Source organism: Clostridium sp. (genome assembly GCF_022482905.1).
In the GTDB taxonomy this organism is placed as follows: Bacteria; Bacillota; Clostridia; order Clostridiales; family Clostridiaceae; genus Clostridium_B.
The window spans coordinates 2722661-2740128 of the sequence record NZ_JAKVOI010000001.1 but is presented as its reverse complement, the minus strand read 5'-3'; the positions used below and the strand labels follow the sequence as shown (position 1 = coordinate 2740128).

Annotated in this window: 16 protein-coding genes, 1 tRNA gene and 1 other annotated feature; of the genes, 5 read left to right on the top strand and 12 right to left on the bottom strand. The window is 34.7% G+C overall.

From position 1 onward, the window contains the following. The first annotated feature begins 12 nt into the window (after window positions 1–12). The gene (locus LKE46_RS13430) at window positions 13–699 is read left to right on the top strand and encodes a metallophosphoesterase (protein WP_291723296.1); all 687 of its coding nucleotides are present in this window, start codon (window positions 13–15) and stop codon (window positions 697–699) included. Window positions 700–709: 10 nt separating this feature from the next. On the opposite strand, the gene LKE46_RS13425 is transcribed toward LKE46_RS13430, so the two are convergent. After that, on the bottom strand, window positions 710–1489 hold the full coding sequence (locus tag LKE46_RS13425) for a DUF2225 domain-containing protein (RefSeq protein WP_291723294.1): 780 nt from the start codon (window positions 1487–1489) through the stop codon (window positions 710–712). 125 nt (window positions 1490–1614) lie between these two features. On the opposite strand from LKE46_RS13425, the gene LKE46_RS13420 reads away from it, so the two are divergent. Next, complete coding sequence (locus tag LKE46_RS13420; RefSeq protein WP_291723291.1) at window positions 1615–2403, top strand: GTP pyrophosphokinase; 789 nt, start codon at window positions 1615–1617, stop codon at window positions 2401–2403. Window positions 2404–2444: 41 nt separating this feature from the next. On the opposite strand, the gene leuS is transcribed toward LKE46_RS13420, so the two are convergent. The 9 genes from leuS to LKE46_RS13375 all read right to left on the bottom strand — a co-directional run bounded on the left by leuS (window position 2445) and on the right by LKE46_RS13375 (window position 10295). Continuing rightward, window positions 2445–4877: a leucine--tRNA ligase gene (gene leuS / locus LKE46_RS13415; protein WP_291723288.1), complete on the bottom strand. Its 2433-nt coding sequence runs from the start codon at window positions 4875–4877 to the stop codon at window positions 2445–2447. An 84-nt stretch (window positions 4878–4961) separates the two neighbouring features. Further along, window positions 4962–5168: a binding site (T-box leader), on the bottom strand. 79 nt (window positions 5169–5247) lie between these two features. Beyond that, window positions 5248–5322 (bottom strand) — tRNA-Gln (locus tag LKE46_RS13410). 63 nt (window positions 5323–5385) lie between these two features. Continuing rightward, window positions 5386–5901 carry a hypothetical protein gene (locus LKE46_RS13405; protein WP_291723285.1) on the bottom strand — a complete coding sequence of 172 codons (516 nt, stop codon included), beginning with the start codon at window positions 5899–5901 and terminating at the stop codon, window positions 5386–5388. Window positions 5902–5929: 28 nt separating this feature from the next. Continuing rightward, window positions 5930–6526 carry a J domain-containing protein gene (locus tag LKE46_RS13400; protein ID WP_291723282.1) on the bottom strand — a complete coding sequence of 199 codons (597 nt, stop codon included), beginning with the start codon at window positions 6524–6526 and terminating at the stop codon, window positions 5930–5932. Then, on the bottom strand, window positions 6510–7385 hold the full coding sequence (locus tag LKE46_RS13395; protein ID WP_291723279.1) for a DUF5685 family protein: 876 nt from the start codon (window positions 7383–7385) through the stop codon (window positions 6510–6512). The genes LKE46_RS13400 and LKE46_RS13395 overlap by 17 nt, the downstream gene beginning before the upstream one ends. Window positions 7386–7389: 4 nt before the next feature. Further along, window positions 7390–7923, bottom strand: a complete 534-nt coding sequence (locus tag LKE46_RS13390; RefSeq protein WP_291725701.1) for a class IV adenylate cyclase — start codon at window positions 7921–7923, stop codon at window positions 7390–7392. 148 nt (window positions 7924–8071) lie between these two features. After that, window positions 8072–9004 carry a class II fructose-1,6-bisphosphate aldolase gene (fba, locus tag LKE46_RS13385; RefSeq protein WP_291723277.1) on the bottom strand — a complete coding sequence of 311 codons (933 nt, stop codon included), beginning with the start codon at window positions 9002–9004 and terminating at the stop codon, window positions 8072–8074. A 205-nt stretch (window positions 9005–9209) separates the two neighbouring features. Further along, on the bottom strand, window positions 9210–9590 hold the full coding sequence (locus LKE46_RS13380; protein WP_291723274.1) for a DUF4363 family protein: 381 nt from the start codon (window positions 9588–9590) through the stop codon (window positions 9210–9212). Between the two features lie 36 nt (window positions 9591–9626). Further along, on the bottom strand, window positions 9627–10295 hold the full coding sequence (locus tag LKE46_RS13375; RefSeq protein ID WP_291723271.1) for a DUF421 domain-containing protein: 669 nt from the start codon (window positions 10293–10295) through the stop codon (window positions 9627–9629). 118 nt (window positions 10296–10413) lie between these two features. On the opposite strand from LKE46_RS13375, the gene LKE46_RS13370 reads away from it, so the two are divergent. From LKE46_RS13370 to sdaAA, 3 genes are read left to right on the top strand one after another with little or no spacing between them, the layout of a single operon-like run. Further along, window positions 10414–12108, top strand: coding sequence for a nucleoside kinase (locus LKE46_RS13370; protein ID WP_291723268.1), 1695 nt, complete (start codon window positions 10414–10416; stop codon window positions 12106–12108). A gap of 20 nt (window positions 12109–12128) precedes the next feature. Next, window positions 12129–12812: an L-serine ammonia-lyase, iron-sulfur-dependent subunit beta gene (gene sdaAB, locus LKE46_RS13365; RefSeq protein ID WP_291723266.1), complete on the top strand. Its 684-nt coding sequence runs from the start codon at window positions 12129–12131 to the stop codon at window positions 12810–12812. A gap of 1 nt (window position 12813) precedes the next feature. Then, window positions 12814–13689, top strand: coding sequence for an L-serine ammonia-lyase, iron-sulfur-dependent, subunit alpha (gene sdaAA, locus LKE46_RS13360; protein ID WP_291723263.1), 876 nt, complete (start codon window positions 12814–12816; stop codon window positions 13687–13689). A 3-nt stretch (window positions 13690–13692) separates the two neighbouring features. Here sdaAA and LKE46_RS13355 read toward each other — a convergent pair whose 3' ends face one another. Continuing rightward, a complete protein-coding gene (locus tag LKE46_RS13355) occupies window positions 13693–15816 on the bottom strand; it encodes an RNA degradosome polyphosphate kinase (RefSeq protein ID WP_291723261.1) in 2124 nt (707 codons plus the stop codon). 31 nt (window positions 15817–15847) lie between these two features. Beyond that, window positions 15848–17389 (bottom strand): Ppx/GppA phosphatase family protein, encoded by a 1542-nt coding sequence (locus tag LKE46_RS13350; protein ID WP_291723259.1) that lies wholly within the window; start codon window positions 17387–17389, stop codon window positions 15848–15850. Window positions 17390–17468: the final 79 nt, after the last annotated feature.

Here is a 17468-nt window from a genome sequence, read left to right as displayed (position 1 = left end):
GAGGGTGATCTAGTGGCTTTATTTGCAATATCCGATCTACACCTTGACAAAAGTGGCAATAAACCTATGGATGTCTTTGGTGATAACTGGTATGAACATGATGTCAGGATACATGAAAATTGGATGGATAAAATATCTGATGATGATACAGTTTTAATTTCCGGTGACATATCATGGGCCATGGATATGGAAAGTGCAATTTTGGATCTTGAATGGATTCACGAATTGCCTGGAAGAAAAATATTTGTCAAGGGAAATCATGACTATTGGTGGACCAGTATAAATAAATTAAACAATCTATATGAGGATATGAAGTTTATTCAAAATAATTTTTTTAGTTATTATGATTATGCAATTTGCGGCACCAGAGGGTGGAACTGCCCCGGGAGTGAAAATTTTACACCCCATGATCAGAAAATATATAACAGGGAAGTATTGAGATTGAAGAATTCTCTGGAATCAGCATCAAAAAACAAATATGAAAAATTTATTGTAATGATGCATTATCCGCCAATAGGTGAAAAATTCATGGATTCGGAATTTACAAACATGTTTAAAGAATACGACATTGAAAAAGTTATATATGGGCATCTCCATGGAGAAGCCCTTTTGAGGGCTGTTTCAGGGGAAATTGATGGCACAGAATATATATTGACCTCAGCAGACTATATAAACTTTAATCCGGTCAAAATAATTTAATCCAGGTTCTTTATTTACGGAATTTATGAAAGAATTTATGGCTTTGCTTATTATCTGTTGTCTGTTCCTGCTCTATAGTATTTTCAGTATTGGATTTTATGAGGTCCCTTTGCTCCCTGGCTAAATCCTTGATTTTCTGGGACGATGTAGGGGATGTCATTACCTGGCTGAACCATATGAGGGATTCCTCGCCATCTCCAAGACGTCTTTTCAATTCGCCTATGAGATACATTGTAGTATACTTGTCCATGCCGCATATTGGGGATGGTTCATTGTAATATGCAGTAGAAAAGTTATTGAGGGCCTGCTTTAAAAACTGCAGCTCGCTTCCATGGTCATCTTTAAGCCTGTACATCCATGCCAGCTTTAGACAGTTAATTGCCTTTTTACTTGCCTTGGAGTTTATTGTGTAGTAATTCAGCAATGATAATTTATATCGTTGAATTGCCAGATTTATGTCATATACTTCAGGATAATTCTTATGCTTCCATTTTGGCGAAATTTTTCCCTTTATCATTTGCGCATCATAATCGCTTAATTTTTCGAAATCGTTTTTTATAGCGGCATAGCCACATTCGTCACATACCCAGACATCATAAAAATAGGGGTTTATTCTCGAATATCGTATAAAAAAATCCGAATCCTTTTTTAATATTCTGTAGGAGCCTTTTTTAATGGATCTTGCCTTAAAGCTGGTTCCACACACAGGACAGCTTACTTTTTTATCGTATAACATGAATATTTGTTCTTGTGGATCATATAATATTGAGTTATCTGTTTCCTTGGACATTTAAAATTCCACCCTTATTTAATAGTTGTAATTCTATTATATCAAAGATTTAAATATATTTTTGATTTTAGTTAAATTTTGTTATAAAATAATTTTAGCATATATCCATATAGGAGAGGATCAATATGGCAATAGGAGAGTGGAAAACATTTTTAATACCCTATGAACAAGCTGTCGAGGAGTTAAAGGTTAAAGTTAAAAGCATAAGACTCGAGTATAGAAAGAAAAATGAGTATTCACCTATAGAATTTGTTACTGGAAGGGTAAAGGAGATATCCAGCATACTTGAAAAAGCCAATAAGTTTGACATACCATTTCACAGAATAAGGTATGAAATGGAAGACATAGCTGGTATAAGAATTATGTGCCAGTTTGTAGATGATGTTCAAAAGGTAGTTGATATAATTCGAAGCAGAAAAGATATGAGCATATTGTATGAAAAAGATTATGTAACAAATGTCAAGAAGAGTGGGTACAGAAGTTATCATGTTATAATTAAATATCCTGTAAATATGGCGGAAGGTCAGCAGGATATAATTGCAGAATTTCAAATAAGGACACTGGCCATGAATTTTTGGGCCACCATAGAGCACTCCCTTAATTATAAATATAAACATGAGATACCGGATTACATCAAGGAAAAGCTTAAAAGTGCGGCGGATCTTGCATTTAATCTTGACCAGCAGATGCTTGACATTAAAGACGAAATCAAGGATGCACAGAAATTATTTGAGGTCAAGTCCAGCCTTGTATCTGATATAATGAACAATATAATCACGATTTCATCAATGGGAAAGTTATCGGATGCCACAAGATATCAGAAGGAATTGAACAAACTTATTGATGAAGGTGAAGTTTTTGAACTTGTAAATCTGTTGAAATCTACAGAGAAGATGATTCAAATATATAATTAAAGGATTATATAAAAGACAGGTAAAAAACCTGCCTTTTTAATTTATTTTGCAACTATATTTACGAGTCTGCCTTTTACAAGTATAATTTTTTTAATATTCCTGCCTTCAATGGCTGACTTGACATTTTCCTGTGTCAGGGCTATTTGTTTTACTTCATCCTCTGAAAGATCGGTTGCAATATTTATTTTGGATTTTATTTTTCCATTTACCTGAATGGCGATTTCAATATTGTCCTTTATTAGGGCATTTGGATCAAATTCAGGCCATTTTTCATTGAATATGGAATATTTTTTATCGAGGAATTCCCATTGTTCTTCCGAAAAATGAGGTGCAAAAGGAGCTAATATTTTCACAAAATCTACTATTGTTTCCTGTAAAAATTTCGTATTTTTATTTTTAGTTTTCAAGTATTTGGATAGAGCATTTGTGAACTCCATGATCCTTGCTATTGATGTATTGAATTGAAATTTATTTGTATCCTCTGAAACTGATTTTATAGTAAAGTTTCTGACATAGTTGAGTTCTTTTTCAGCATCATCCATTGAGGTTTTACTGTTTTTGGCAGTATTTATTTCCTGCTTTGCCTCAGATATAATTCGCTCAACTCTGTCTACAAATTTACTCATGGACTTAATTCCGTCATCACTCCAGGCACCGCCTTCTGAGTAGTCAAATCCAAACATAAGATACAGCCTGAATACATCCGCACCGTATTCTTTTATGCAATCGTCTGGTGATATGGTATTACCCTTGGATTTGCTCATCTTCTGTCCGTCGGGTCCCAGTATTATGCCCTGATGTCTCAGAGACAAGAACGGTTCATCGAAATTCAAAAATCCCATATCCCTGAGGGCCTTGGTTATAAATCTTGCATATAGAAGATGCATGCATGCATGCTCATGACCTCCTACATACATGTCTACAGGGAGCATTCTTTCTATTTTGTCCTTGTTGAAGGCTTCACTGCTGTTCTTATTGTCTGCATATCTTAAATAGTACCAGGAAGAGCATACAAAGGTATCAAGAGTATCCGCCTCTCTTTTTGCGGGACCTCCGCAGTGGGGACATGTAGTATTCATGAATTCTTCCGATTTCAACAGGGGAGATTTACCATCTGGTGAGAATTCAACATCATATGGAAGTTTAACTGGAAGTTGATCTTCAGGAACGGGAACTATACCGCATTTTTCACAATAGACTACTGGAATAGGGGTTCCCCAATATCTCTGCCTGGATACAAGCCAGTCTCTTAATCTGTAGTTTACTTTTCCAGAACCAAGTCCCATGTTTTCAAGTTTTTTGGTAACAGCTTTCTTGCCTTCTTTTGTTGTCAGACCGTTGAATTCGCGGCTGTTTATCATTTTCCCATATTCTACATAAGGGAGACTGTCTCCGCCTTCTATAACCCTCTCTATAGGAAGCTTGTATTTGGTGGCAAATTCAAAGTCCCTTTCATCGTGGGCAGGAACTGCCATTACGGCTCCAGTACCATAAGTATTGAGTACATAGTCACCAATCCATATTGGAACTTTCCTTCCATTTATAGGGTTTATGGCATATGACCCGGAAAATACACCGGTTTTTTCTCTTGTGATTGACTGCCTTTCAATCTCACTCTGTTTTTTGGCCTGTTCTTTGTACTCTTCAACCTGTTTTCTGTATTTTTCCTTTGTCAGTTTATCCACCAGGGTGTTTTCAGGTGACAGTACTACATAAGTAACACCAAATAAAGTGTCAACCCTTGTAGTGAAAACACTGAACTCAAGATCAGAATCGCTTACCTTGAAAGTTACATTTGTACCTGTGGATTTTCCTATCCAGTGTCGCTGCATTGCTTTTGTTGTTTCAGGCCAATCAAGTTTGTCAAGGTATTGAAGAAGTTCTTCTGCATAATCCGTTATTTTGAAGAACCACTGAGTCAGATCCTTTTTAGTGACTTCGGTTCCGCATCTTTCACAGTGGCCTTCCTGAACCTGTTCATTTGCAAGAACTGTCTTGCAGCTGGGGCACCAGTTTACGGGAGCATTTTTCCTGAAAGCCAGACCGTGTTTATATAGTTGAAGAAATAGCCACTGGTTCCACTTGTAATAATCAGGATGGCAGGTTATTACTTCATTTTCCCAGTTGAACATGGCACCCATGGATCGAAGCTGTTTTTCCATTGTGGCGATGTTTTTTTCAGTGGAATCACTTGGATGAATTCCAGTTTTGATGGCATAGTTTTCTGCAGGAAGTCCGAATGAATCAAAACCCATAGGCTGGAATACATTATAACCCTGCATTCTCTTTAATCTTGCCCAGGAGTCCACGGGAGCATAGTTGAACCAATGCCCGGCATGAAGTCTACTCCCTGATGGATAGGAAAACATCTCCAGTACATATAATTTATTAGCCAGGTTATCTTCATCAAATTTATAAATATGTGTTTTTTCCCATTTTTCTTGCCATTTTTCATCAATTTTAGTGCTGTACATAAAATCTCTCCTTTGTTCATAATAGCTATATAGGTTCATCTAATACTGTTTATACTGATAATATAAAAAACTTCTCATCTCCCAAAAAGAGACGAAAAGTTCAATTCCCGCGGTACCACTCTAATTAAATCAACAAATGATTTCACTTAAAATATAACGGATTTTTCCGTATCTGATTTATTCAGACAAGCTCTTAAGGCGAGTTCATATTTTGAATTCATGCCGTTTTTCACCTGACAACAGCTCTCTTTAGTGATGTAAATATTACTATTCCTTATTCAAAGCTAATTATTTACTTTTATCAAATTTTATAATATGTAATAATACTTTGTCAAGAATAATTTAAAAAAAGAACTCAAAATGAGTTCTTTGGCTGCCCATGCTGGATTCGAACCAACAGATGCCTGTTCCAGAGACAGGTGCCTTACCATTTGGCGAATGGGCATTATCCTGAAAATCAATCGACATTAAATATTATACCATTTTAAAATTAAATGTCAAGGAAATTTTAAACTTTTTTAGAAAGTCTTTTGTCCATGAAATTTATAATCAAAGTTAAAACGTAGTCATATAAGATAAAAGCTATCTGGAGTCCTATGATAATCAAGTACAATGAAAATCTAAGATTGAACAGTCCAGGGAAAAATAGCTTGTAAATCAAGAATAAAATGGCTGCACAGGCATTTGAAAATAGCAGTTTGAGAATGATTTCCAAAACTATTTTGTTGATTTTCTCTATATAGAATTTTGCAAAACCATATAGACCGAAAAAAAGTATATATGTAATTACAGTAAATTTAACTCCACATAAAAGAATAGACAATATGGAGGTGCAAATATAAACTACAAATGTATTTTTTATATCCGTGATCAATATGGAAAGAGGTATGATGAAAGATGCTATTGCCAATAAATAAGCTTTATTTACTGGTATTATTCCACTCACGTAGATTAGAATCACACCAATGGCAGTTAAAAGACCTCCCTTAGCCATGTAAAGGGATTTCGCTGAATTACCGGACATTTTCATTCCTCCTTAAATCATAGTAAAATTAGCAGCCTGCGCCGCCTCCATCACAAAGGCAGTCCAGACAGTATAATGTAGCACAGATATTACAGATGTCGGAATCACCCCTTCTCGTATTGTAATAGGGCTGTCTGTAAGTATTATTCATGCTCTGCATCCTGTTTAATGCAGATCTGTATTTAAAATTATCGGGATCCATGCTGCATGCGGTGCTCAGGTTGGAAAAGGCCTCGTTGTACCATCCCTTTCTCAAATTAAGTATTCCCATAAGATAATTCCATTCAGCATCCTGTGTAGTACATCTTGAGAGCTTTTCTTCAGCATCCCGTATGTTGCCGTTGTTTATATCAACCTCAATGGATTGATACAAATCGGAGTTTTCTCCTGAGTAAGTATTCCCGCTGCTGTAGGAAGTATTTCCATTTCCTGAACCAGATGAATTTTTCATCAGATAATCATAAGCTGCGTTTATGTCCCGCATTTTATCTTCTGCCAGGTCTTTTAACGGATTGTTTCCATATTGATCCGGATGATATTTTTTTGCCAGGTTTCTGTATGCCTTCTTGATTTCTTCTTTTGAAGCATTTTCTTTTATTCCAAGTACCTCATAGGGATTTTTCATTTTTGTAGACACCTCTCTCAAATACTTTATCCATTTTTTCTAAAAGTCCATATTGCAATATGTTATATAGTAAATCTTCATTTTTTGCTATGGGAAGTTTGTTAAAAAAGTTCATGCACTGTGAAGCACAAGTTCCCAAAATAAAATCAACCCTGTCCTTTATTTCGGGATAAAACTGATCATAATCCAGATTCTTACTGTTGAAGCAAGTGTTTAGAGGATTGAATTTATTGTTTTTCATATCCCTTTCCAGATCGTCTACAGCATCTATTATATAAATCCACTTTCCCAAATTGTATCCCAGCCAGTATAAGTTTTCCCTGTTTTCAGATGTATAATTTGACAGTACGAAAGCGGTGAGATCGGAAAATGGGTGGCATATACTGTCAAAGGAGCTACATTCATTATTATTTTCAATCCTGGATAAATTATATAAGCTGTTTTTTATATAGTTCACACTGGAATTGAATGTTTCAGGCAATTTATTTAGATATATTTTAAAAGCACCGTATAAAAACCTATTCTTTATTGAATGATCATCATTAATGTCATCCAGAAATTTATAGCAACTTAATGTAATATTATAAAAGGAGGCATATTCTAATGCAGGAGTATCCTTCAATATAACTTTTTTCTTTATAGGATGAACCAGACATTTTTTTATTTCATATCCAAGTTTTTTATCGGATAAGCTATCAAGCAGTATGGCCAGGAATGTCATATCATAGTTCAAAGCTATTCTTGGTATATTCCCAATATTATGTTTTATAGATCTGCATAGTCCGCAATAATATGCTTTGAATTTTTCATAGTCTTTTACTTTAAGTTCCGAGATACAGGGGGTAACATAACCAAACATAATCTTACCTTTCTCTATTTAGTATTTCATATATTGTTTCCGAAGTTGTATCTTCTATAGTGTAACCCAGAAGTTCCACTATTTCATGGAGTTCATCATTATTTTGAGTTTCTATTTCCAAATAGGGAAAGGGACAAAAAGATCTATCATTTATATCTATTTCTATGAGACTATTTTTATATTTATAGCTTTCTCTGTATTTTTTTATGTTCTGCTGCAGTTTTAGACCAAGAGACTCAAAAATTTTTTTGCCCGTTTCTGCATCGGATATTTTAATTTCATTTTCATCCATTATCTTGTATGTTCCCTGACTTATCAGTTTTTTCGTAGTCATATAATAATCAACTGAATTGTCAAGAAGATTTTCCACTACTCTTATTCTAGCATAACCTCTGTTATTTATTAAACGCCTATCCTCATAATCATAAATACTGTTTATTTGATTTTCCATTTTTACTCTGGGAGCATTTATGTATTTTAACTTGCTTTTTACGGCACCAACATCTATTTTTACTATTCTTGTTTCTAATTCCTGAATAATATCACCTACTTCTAAAACCATCATTATTTTGAATTATATCATAAATGTACACAATATAAAATTAGTTCCCATAACTTGTATAGGAACCAATTTTATAAAATATAAGTTTTTATTAATTTTAGTTAAATGGGGTTTAACTAAATAGCTAATTTAATGAGTTGGCAGAACCTAATACGTTGTCTATTTTTCCTTCTACAACTTTTTGTATATAGTCTCTTCCTGCCCCCAGATATTTTCTCGGATCGAATACTTCCGGATGTTCTGCGAATGTTTTCCTTACTGCAGCAGTCATAGCCAATCTAAGATCGGTATCCATGTTTATTTTACATACAGCCATGGAGGAAGCCTTTCTAAGCATATCTACAGGTATTCCCTTTGCATTGGCTATGTTTCCACCGTATTTATTACAGGTGTTGACTGCTTCCGGGTCTACAGCCGAGGCACCGTGAAGTACTATAGGAAAACCAGGCAATTTTTCCTGTACCTGTTCCAGTATATCAAATCTTAAAGCTGGTTTAAAGTTCGGCGGGAATTTAAATGCTCCATGAGATGTTCCTATAGCTATTGCCAGAGAATCAATGCCGGTCCTGTCTACAAAATCTACAGCTTGATCAGGATCAGTATATATATGCTTGTCTGCAGATACATCGTCTTCTACTCCGGCCAAAACTCCAAGTTCTGCTTCAACTACTACTCCATTGGCATGAGCATATTCAACTACCTCTTTTGTCTTTTTTACGTTTTCATCATAGTCAAAATGGGAACCATCAAACATAACAGATGTAAATCCACTTTTTACGCATAATTTTACGGTTTCCAGATCAGGACCATGATCCAGATGAAGAGCTGCATCAATACCGGTTTCATCTATAGCAGCCCTGACCATTGCCTCTATATATGTTGAACCAGCATATTTTATTGCTCCTGATGAACACTGAATAATAACAGCAGAGTTTCTGGCCTTTGCTCCTCTAACAACCCCTTGAAGTATTTCGAGATTGTTGATATTGAAAGCACCTATTGAGTATTTCCCAGCATATGCTTTCTTGAACATCTCCTTTGTAGTAACTAACGCCATTTCTATTCCACCTTTCAAAATTTATTTGACTTGTGAATTGATTTTATCAATTAAACTGTATATAAGTCACAGAAAGGGACTGTACAAGTCCCGCTGGGACTTTGATGTTAATTCCTATAATCTATTATAGTCTATAAGTATGATATTTTCCATAACTTAATTATAAATTATTTTGTAAACTTTGTGAACCTGAGTTTCAGATAAACTAAAACAAATTTTGTACATCCACTTTTTCCATTTCAGGTATGCGGTTTAATATACTTCTTATTATATTTGTAGATATTAAAGACTCTTCTTTATTTTCATATTTTATATACTGGGTTAGTTTTTCAATTTGTTCATCTATATCATCCAATTCATTGTGATTTGTAAATATTGATATGTTTCGCGAGTAATTATCCCAGATTGTTTTAAATTCATTCAAGGATCTTGAAGCATTTTCAAAGGAATTGGATTTTATAGCTGTTTCAATTTTATTATTCGAGTACTCCAGCATATGTGTTTTGTTTTTTAGATAATTTATAGAAAATGTTATACATATTACCATAACTACAAACATAATTATGGAAGCTATGGAACTCCTCATTTTATCACATCCATTTCACTAGATTGTTTTATTGAATTATTTACACTGATAAAAAAATTTCCCTTTTGAATCTACCATGGCTATCAGTACTTCCTCTATAGAATGTACGTTGTTCTTCTTTAGCATGTTTTTTAGCCAGCTTCTGTTTTTATTCAGCGTGTTCAAATTTTTCAAATTTATCTTTCCGTCCAATATCAAAGTTAGAGGAAGTGTATCCTGTGTAGATGGAATTTTCATGTCTTCCTTGGTTGTGGGTGAAAGATTTGTTTTTGGTATTACAGAGATTTTTCCACTTGTCTCAAGAATAGCATATTCCACATCGGATACATTGTAATAACCTTGAAGCCTTAATTCCTCCAGAAGATCATTTAAATTGAATTTCTCCTTTTTCAGTTCTTTAAAGTCTAATTTGCCGTTGCTTATAAGTATGCTCGGTTTGCCGCTTAGAATAAGTCTCATTTTCTCACTCTTAAGCTGTATGAGTGCAAAACAGGTTTGAAGAAATAAAAGAGTAATTATAGGTATTATACCTCTTAATATTGATATTCTGGTATCCTGCATTGGAAGAGATGCAAGTTCGGATATCATTATGGCTATTACGAGTTCAAAAGGTTCCATTTCACCTATCTGTTTTTTCCCCATAAGTCTCATTGAAATTACTACTACTATATAGAGTATAATTGTTCTAAAAAGTACAATAAACACAAAAATCACCTCATGCTTATATTTTGCATTAATAGTAAAAATATAAGCAAAACAAGAACATTTGTAGATTAATATGAAGTATAATATAGAAGTAGTATAAATCCAAGGAGATGAGACGATGAGTGAACTGGAATATCGGGAGCATAATACAATCTGCAATGATTTATATGTAAAAGTAAAAATAAAAGATAGGATACTGAATTTGAAAAAGGGTACAAATTTGTATAAAATATTCAGGGGAAATTATGATGATAATAAACCTGCATTACTTGCAAAGATAAATGGCAAATATTTCGAGTTTACAGATTCATTGAATGAAGGTGGAGTTTTTGAACCTGTTTATTTATCAGATATTATTGGAAACAGGACCTATGAGAGAACCCTTCAATTTGTACTTATAAAAGCTGTATATGATGTATTCGAGGATTGTGAGATTATTATAGAACATTCTCTCGGAAAAGGAATATATGGCGAGATAAATAAAACAAGTCCTCTAAATGAAAAGGACATAATAAAAATAAAAAATAGAATGCAGGAAATAATAGACAGGGATATGCCTATAAATAAAGTAAGGGTTCCAAAAAAAAGGGCACTTTGTATTTTTAGAAAATACAATATGGCAGACAAGGTAAAACTACTTGAACATATAAATACAGATTACGTGGATTTGTATGAGATGGATGGAATATATGATTATTTTTACAGCAGCATGGCATATTCAACAGGAGTTTTGAAACTGTTTGATTTGATATACTATGATTCCGGTTTTATATTGATATACCCGGATAAGGATAATCCTGAAGTTCTGCCTGAATTTGTAGAATACAGAAAGTTAAACAGGATATTTATTGAAACCAAGAAATGGCACAATATATTGGAAGTATCCGATGTGGCTTCTTTAAATGACAAGGTTAGAAATAATGATATATCATATATGATAAGAGTTGCAGAAGCACTCCATGAGAAAAAAATTGCATATATTGCAGATATGATAAGTGAAAGGAAATCTGTCAAGGCAGTATTGATTGCCGGTCCAAGTTCTTCGGGGAAAACCACATTTTCAAGAAGGCTTGCAATACAGATGGGAGTCAATGGATATAAACCACTGCCGATTTCTCTTGATAATTATTTTGTGGAAAGAAAATATACTCCTTTAGATGAAAATGGCAATTATGATTTTGAATCCATATATGCCTTGGATTTAGATTTGTTCAATAAAAATCTTCAAATGCTGATGGATGGAAGAGAAGTACAACTCCCGGAATTTAATTTTAAAAGTGGACATAGGGAATGGTCGGGACAGAAAGTTAAGCTGCCTCAAAATGGCATAATACTCATAGAAGGAATTCATGGATTGAATGAAATTCTTACATCCTCAATACCTGCAGAAAACAAATTCAAAATATATATAAGTGCTCTTACCCAGTTAAATCTTGATAACCATAATAGAATAGCAACTACGGATGTAAGAATAATAAGAAGAATAGTGAGAGACTATATATCAAGAGGGTATAAAGGAGAGGATACACTTAAGATGCGGCCGTCAATAAAAAGAGGCGAGGAAAAAAATATATTCGTATTTCAGGAAAATGCGGATGTAATGTTTAATTCTACGCTGGTATACGAATTATGTGTGCTCAAGAAGTATGCACTGCAGGAACTTAGAAAGATCAGAAAAAGCAGCCCGGTATATTGTGAAGCACTTAGATTGAGAAGCTTCCTGAGCTTTTTCAAAAGTGTGGATGAGGATCTCGTGCCTGATAATTCAATATTGAGAGAATTTATAGGCGGAAGTTGTTTTTATAAATACTAAGGATTAGGAGGAAGCTTTATATGAGACAATATGGAGTCTTTGATATTTTGGGCCCGATCATGATAGGACCTTCAAGTTCCCATACGGCAGGAGCCGCAAGATTGGGTAAAATTGCAAGAATTGTAGCAGCTGGAGATATATCAAGTGTAAAATGCTATCTTCACGGATCTTTTGCCAGGACCTATAGGGGACATGGTACTGACAAGGCATTGACTGCAGGCCTGATTGGAATGAATCCATGGGATGACAACTTGAGAAATTCCATGGAGATTGCAAGAAAACAGAATATTAAAATTGAGTTTCTAGAGACTGATCTGGGAGATGTCCATCCCAATACTGTGAAGTTCATAATCAGCAGTACAAATGGCAGCAAAACTGAAATGGTAGGATCCTCCATAGGCGGCGGAAACATATTGGTAAGTGAAATAAATGGGACCAAGGTGGAGTTCACCGGGAATTATCCCACGCTTATAATAAGTCATTATGATATTCCGGGAATGATTAAGAATGTGTGTGAAGTGCTGTATAAGTATGATATAAATATAGCATTTATGAGGGTTTACAGAACCAGGGGGAAAGGCTCCACAGCTTTTATGGTTCTTGAGCTTGATAATATAATACAAACAGAACTTATAGACGAAATAAGAGGCATTTCCAGAATAAGGGAAGCTGTAGCTATAAATCCTGTACAGGGGGAATCGTGATATGGTTGATTGCGGAAAGGAACTTATAGAACTGTGTAGAAGGAGAAATATTAAAATATGGGAATATGCTATTGAAGATGAAGTGAATTCAACAGGTATCTCTGAACAGGAAATAATACGGAAGATGAAGAGGAATCTGGATGTAATGAAACAATCTTCTGAATATGCGCTCACTCACAGCATAAAGTCAGTAAGCGGTCTTATAGGTGGAGATGCCTGCAGGCTAAATACATATTTGCAGAATTCAAGTTCTCTAACCGGGAATTTTATGATAAAAGTCATGTCCAGGGCATTGTCATGTTCGGAAGTGAATGCTTCCATGGGTAAAATAGTGGCTGCGCCAACAGCAGGGTCCTGTGGGATTCTGCCGGCGGTAATAATAACTGCCGGTGAAAAACTGGAAAAGAATGAAGATGAGCTGGTAAGGGCGCTGTTTACTGCAAGTTGTATAGGTGTCATAATAGCTAAAAATGCCACTCTGGCAGGGGCGGAAGGAGGATGTCAGGCAGAGTGCGGATCGGCAGCTGCAATGGCAGCCGGGGCAGTTGTGGAAATGATGGGAGGGACACCGGAAATGTGCCTTAGTGCGGCGGCCATAGTTATAAAAAATATAATGGGACTCGTGTGTGATCCTGTAGCAGGTCTTGTGGAGATACCTTGTGCAAAGAGGAATGTATCCGGGGCAGTGAATGCAGTTACTGCGGCAGATATGGTAATGGCAGGCGTACACAGCCGTATACCTTTTGATGATGTAGTGTCTGCTATGTATGAGGTCGGAAAATCCATGCCCTGTGAACTAAGGGAAACGGCACTTGGTGGTCTTGCAGTTACCAAAACAGGATTGGAATTGAAAAAAAGAATAGCTGAGAAGAAATAAAACTCAGCTATCTGCCTGCTTTACCTCAAAACCTTCTTCTCTCCATTTTGATTTTGAAAGCTCTGTTTTTTTAGAGTTTTCATTGTTCCTTATCAGAGAATATTGATAAAAGGTGTTTTGGCTGTCCAGTAATTGTTTCCCGCGCTTATCTATATTTGAGTATGTACCGTCCGTATTTAATTTTTTACTCTGTATAGTGTCTTTCAGATATATACTCAGAATTTTTTTGATGTTTTCCTTTATCTCCATATTTTCAATTGGAAATAGAAGTTCAACTCTTCTGTCAAGATTCCTTGTCATCCAATCCGCACTGGACAAATATATGAGTTCCTCGCCATTATTGTAAAAATAGAATATTCTGCTGTGTTCAAGAAATCTCCCAACTATACTTATTACGGTTATATTCTCACTTACGTTGGGAACATTGGGACGAAGACAGCAAATTCCACGTACAACAAGATGAATTTTTACCCCGGCAGAAGATGCCTTATACAGGTTTTGAATTATATTCTTGTCTACCAGTGAATTCATTTTGGCAATTATTTTTGCTGGCTTTCCACTTTTGGCATTTTGGATTTCCTGATCTATGAGATATAAAAATCGTTCTCTTAAATTCAGTGGAGCAATGCACAATTTCTTCAAATCCTTCGGAATGGAATGACCGCTCAACATGTTGAATATTGTAGAAGCATCTTCACCATAATAGGGATTTGAAGATAAAAGCCCTATGTCCGTATACAATTTTGCCGTCACGTCATTATAGTTTCCGGTTCCCATATGTACATATCTCTTTATTCCATTTTTTTCTCTCCTGACTATGAGAAGTAATTTGCAGTGGGTTTTAAGCCCTACAAGTCCATATATGACATGACATCCAGATTCTTCAAGCTGTTTTGCCCAATTTATATTGCTTTCTTCATCAAATCTGGCCTTCAATTCTACAAGAACAGTTACCTGCTTTTTGTTTTCAGCCGCTGAAATCAAGGCTTTTATAATGGGAGAGTCCCCGCTTACCCTGTAGAGAGTCTGCTTTATAGCCAGAACTGAAGGATCAAGTGCAGCCTGCCTTACAAGATTTACTATGGGATCGAAAGATTCATAAGGATGGTGAAGCAGTATATCCCTGTCTGAAATAATTTGGAATATATCATTATTGTCCATGTTTTTTAGAGGATTATAAGGCTTTATAGATTCATAGCATAAGTATTTGTAGTCTTTCATACCTATCAATTCTTTTAAAAAAGTCATATCAAGAGGAGTATTTATCTCATATTCTTGAATTTTTGATATTTCAAGTTCTCTCTCTAAAATATCAACTATATCTTTGTCTATTCCATGCTCTATTTCAAGGCGCACGGCAGCTCCCCATTTACGCTGCTTTATTGATTCCTCTATAGCTTCAAGCAGATCTTCAGCTCCTTCTTCATCAAGAGTCAAATCTGCATTTCTTGTAACTCTGTAACACCCCGAGGCCAATATTTTGGAAGTACCGAACAGCGAAGAAAGATTTTTTTTGATTAAGTCCTCTATCATTATTACATTAAGTCCTGTTTCAGAAGGTATTTCTATTATCCTTTTCAATACGGAAGGTACTTCAACTGTAGCAAAAACTTTTTCCTTGTTTTCTTCTATAATCAATCCTATATTTAAACTTTTATTTAAAATTAAAGGAAATGAAGTACTTTGGTCAATTAAAATAGGAGTAATTACAGGAAATACATTTTTATGATAATAATCCTGAACATAATCAAGTTGTTTTTTATTTAAATCATTTATAGTCAGAAAATTTATATTCTCCTTGCCAAGGGCTATCTTTAAAGACCGATTGTAATAGCTGCATTGTTTATTGACCAATTTGGCTGTGCTTTTGCAAATTTCCTTTAATTGCTGCTTTGGAGTCAGTCCTGATGGATCAGGTTTTGTAAAACCTGCCTTTATCTGGTCTATAAGTGAGCCTACCCTTACCATGAAAAATTCATCTAAATTTGAACTCGTGATTGAAACAAATCTCAGTCTTTCAAAGAGAGGATGTTTTGTATTCCTGCATTCTTCCAAAACTCTTTTATTGAATTCAAGCCAGCTCAATTCTCTATTTATAAAATTTTTTGGATCATTGAAGTTATTCAATTTTGTATACCTCCTGTCAGTATATTGAATTTTAGATAATTGGTTTCACTCCGAGAACTTCTTCAAAGAAGTTGGCTCTCTTGTTGAAATTCCACTCTTCCAGGGATAAGTCATCATTGGAAGCAACGTTGAAGTACAACGTATTGTTACTTTTAGAGAGCTTCAATTCTTCTATTTTCTGAAGATGTGAAGTATCCAGAGCTTCTGCCATTTTTATTATGGCCGATAGAATGGAAACAATCATCTTGTCTTTGTCATTCAATATGAAATAATTGTAGTCATCTTCATCCGGTACCATGGAAGAATGATACTTGGTTATATTTGCAATTATTGAGAGTTCCCTGTATGAAAATCCCATTATATCCTGACAGATTATTATATTGTAGGATTGGTTCTCATGATTTGCTATATCTATAAATCCACCTACATCATGGAGTCTGCTGGATATTTGCAGATACAGACGTTCTCTTTCACCCAATTTATGAATTTTCAGTGTCTGGTCGAATATGGATAAAGAGATTTTCTCCACATAAGTTGCATGGGTCTTGTTTATTCTGTATTTATCACAAATATAAAATATGGAACTTAAAATATCATTTGTAGAAGAAATTTTTCTTGGAAATTTAAATATCTCATCTGATAGATCATATAATACACCCAATCTCAAGGTTATATCAGGTGTATAAATTTTAGGAGATTCTGTCATTTTCAAAAAGTTATTAAATATCAATATGGTTGGTATCAAGAGATCTATTTTCTGTTTGCTTAAACCATATTCAAATACAATTTGATCATTGCTCATTGTTTTGATTTTCTTGTATAGTCTATCGAAATCGTCCTTGGATATAAAGTTTGTTGAAACTGATGTTTTGCCTGCTTTTTTAATGAGTTTTATTATAGTGGACAATTCTCCGCCGAGAGCTATGAAATTTTTGATTTTAAATTCTCCTATATTTGACTTGGCCCAATATAGTTTACTTTCAATATATTGTTCCGTTAATTTGGTAAAATCCGGGGCGGAATATTCAAGTTCATCCAGAGCTTCTTTTACTCTAAGTGAACCTATTTTTACATGTTCTGTGAATTTCAGATTTCCATCATTGAATATAGATGCCTCTACAGAGCCTGTAGATATATTTACTACCAGAGTTGTTTTGGCAGCAAGTGCATCGGTATTTGAGGTTTCATATCGAAGAGCCTTCATAATATAAAATCGTTCTTGTGAAGTATTTATGATTTCTACTTGAATTCCAGTTCTAAGTCTTATCTGCTGTAATATGTATTGTCTGTTTGAAGCCTCCCTGATTCCGCTTGTGGAAACAGCTTTGTAATGTTTTATTTTATAATCTCTCATTATTTGAGAAAACCCTTTTATGTCATCACACGTCTTGTGAATGGTCTCTACGGATATTCTCCCATTTGAAAAGGTATCTTTTCCTATGTTTGTAGGCTTGATTACATCTTCCAGTATTTTTATATTACCGGCGTTGTCTATATCTGCTGTTGCCATCCTCAAATAATTGGAACCTACATCTATTACTGCAACAGTCTGGGTTGGTTTAATATTTTTCATCCTATATCACCTTATATATTTTTTAGTAATATATATAATTATATCCTAATTCTACATTAATATTATTAAGTTAACAATA

Coding starts and splice junctions, on each gene's coding strand:
- LKE46_RS13425 (WP_291723294.1), bottom strand. CDS start 1,489: ATGTCCAAGGAAACAGATAACTCAATATTATATGATCCACAAGAACAA.
- LKE46_RS13420 (WP_291723291.1), top strand. CDS start 1,615: ATGGCAATAGGAGAGTGGAAAACATTTTTAATACCCTATGAACAAGCT.
- leuS (WP_291723288.1), bottom strand. CDS start 4,877: ATGTACAGCACTAAAATTGATGAAAAATGGCAAGAAAAATGGGAAAAA.
- LKE46_RS13405 (WP_291723285.1), bottom strand. CDS start 5,901: ATGTCCGGTAATTCAGCGAAATCCCTTTACATGGCTAAGGGAGGTCTT.
- LKE46_RS13400 (WP_291723282.1), bottom strand. CDS start 6,526: ATGAAAAATCCCTATGAGGTACTTGGAATAAAAGAAAATGCTTCAAAA.
- LKE46_RS13395 (WP_291723279.1), bottom strand. CDS start 7,385: ATGTTTGGTTATGTTACCCCCTGTATCTCGGAACTTAAAGTAAAAGAC.
- fba (WP_291723277.1), bottom strand. CDS start 9,004: ATGGCGTTAGTTACTACAAAGGAGATGTTCAAGAAAGCATATGCTGGG.
- LKE46_RS13380 (WP_291723274.1), bottom strand. CDS start 9,590: ATGAGGAGTTCCATAGCTTCCATAATTATGTTTGTAGTTATGGTAATA.
- LKE46_RS13370 (WP_291723268.1), top strand. CDS start 10,414: ATGAGTGAACTGGAATATCGGGAGCATAATACAATCTGCAATGATTTA.
- sdaAB (WP_291723266.1), top strand. CDS start 12,129: ATGAGACAATATGGAGTCTTTGATATTTTGGGCCCGATCATGATAGGA.
- sdaAA (WP_291723263.1), top strand. CDS start 12,814: ATGGTTGATTGCGGAAAGGAACTTATAGAACTGTGTAGAAGGAGAAAT.
- LKE46_RS13350 (WP_291723259.1), bottom strand. CDS start 17,389: ATGAAAAATATTAAACCAACCCAGACTGTTGCAGTAATAGATGTAGGT.